This window comes from Nocardia amamiensis, from assembly GCF_015477605.1.
Lineage (GTDB): Bacteria > Actinomycetota > Actinomycetes > Mycobacteriales > Mycobacteriaceae > Nocardia > Nocardia amamiensis_A.
The window spans coordinates 1-1,332 of sequence record NZ_JADLQX010000153.1 but is presented as its reverse complement, the minus strand read 5'-3'; the positions used below and the strand labels follow the sequence as shown (position 1 = coordinate 1,332).

Annotated in this window: 1 protein-coding gene; it reads left to right on the top strand. The window is 67.3% G+C overall.

Annotated features, from left to right (window positions below):
- Positions 1-45: 45 nt before the first annotated feature.
- Complete coding sequence (locus tag IU459_RS37190; protein ID WP_195134260.1) at positions 46-1,179, top strand: IS701 family transposase; 1,134 nt, start codon at positions 46-48, stop codon at positions 1,177-1,179.
- Positions 1,180-1,332 lie beyond the last annotated feature (153 nt).

Here is a 1,332-nt window from a genome sequence, read left to right as displayed (position 1 = left end):
TACTGCAACGACACTTGGTCGGGTTGGTGCTGGTAGATCTGTTGCGTGTTGTTGGATCGTGTTGTGGCCGAGTTGGATTCGTTGATGTGCCGGGTGGGTTGGCGGTTCGCGCGGTCGGAGCCGCGGGCTCGGGCGCGTGAGTACGTGTCGGGGCTGGTGGCGGGTCTGGAGCGCAAGAACGGGTGGACTGTGGCCGAGTATGCCGGTGAGGCGGGCCCGCAGGGGATGCAGCGGTTGTTGCGTAAGGCGGATTGGGATGTCGAGGGGGTCCGTGACGATGTGCGCGACTACGTGGTGGAACAGCTCGGCGATCCGGAGGCGGTGCTGGCCGCGGATGAGACCGGATTCCTGAAGAAGGGCGTGAAATCGGCGGGGGTGCAACGCCAGTACTCGGGGACGGCTGGACGTACGGAGAACTGCCAGATCGGGGTGTTTCTGGCCTATGCGTCCCGGCACGGCCACGCGCTGATCGACCGGGAACTCTACCTTCCCGAGTCGTGGACCAGTGACCGCGACCGCTGCCGGGCCGCGGGGATCCCAGATGAGGTGGAGTTCGCCACCAAACCGCGACAGGTGATCACCATGCTGGAAAGAGCGCTGGCCGCGGGCGTGCCGTTCGCGTGGTTCACCGCCGACGAAGCCTACGGCCAGGCCGGTTACCTACGTGACTGGCTCGAGGCCCGCGACGTGTTCTACGTGATGGCGACCCGCTGCGACCAGCAGGTCACCACCCGCGCCGACCGCGTCGGCCGTGTCGACGCACTGGTCGGCGAACTGTCGGGGTCGGCATGGCAGCGGCTGTCGGTCGGTGCGGGAGCGCACGGGCCGCGCCAGTACGACTGGGCACGCCGCCCGATCGAGGGGACGTGGTCGCGCGGACGCGGGCACTGGTTGCTGGCGCGGCGCAGCCTGTCCAACCCCACCGAGATCGCCTACTACCTGTGCTACGGGCCGCGCAACGCCAGGCTGGTGGACCTGGCCTGGACAGCAGGAGCGCGTTGGCACATCGAGGAAGCGTTTCAGCAGGCCAAGGGCGAGGCCGGGCTCGACCACTACCAGGTCCGCGACTGGCGGGCCTGGTACGCCCACATCACCCTGTCGATGCTTGCCTTCGCCTGGCTGTCCACGTCCAAAGCCCTTGCCGCAAAAGGGGACTCGCCGACAGTGGTGAAGACATGATCGCCCTCACATTACCGGAGATCCGCCGCCTGCTAATCGCCTTCGTCCTCATCCGCCAGCACTCCGCCGACCACATCTGGACCTGGTCACGATGGCGACGCCGCCGCCAACACCAAGCACGCCTATCCCACTACCGACGGCGCGGACACCCAC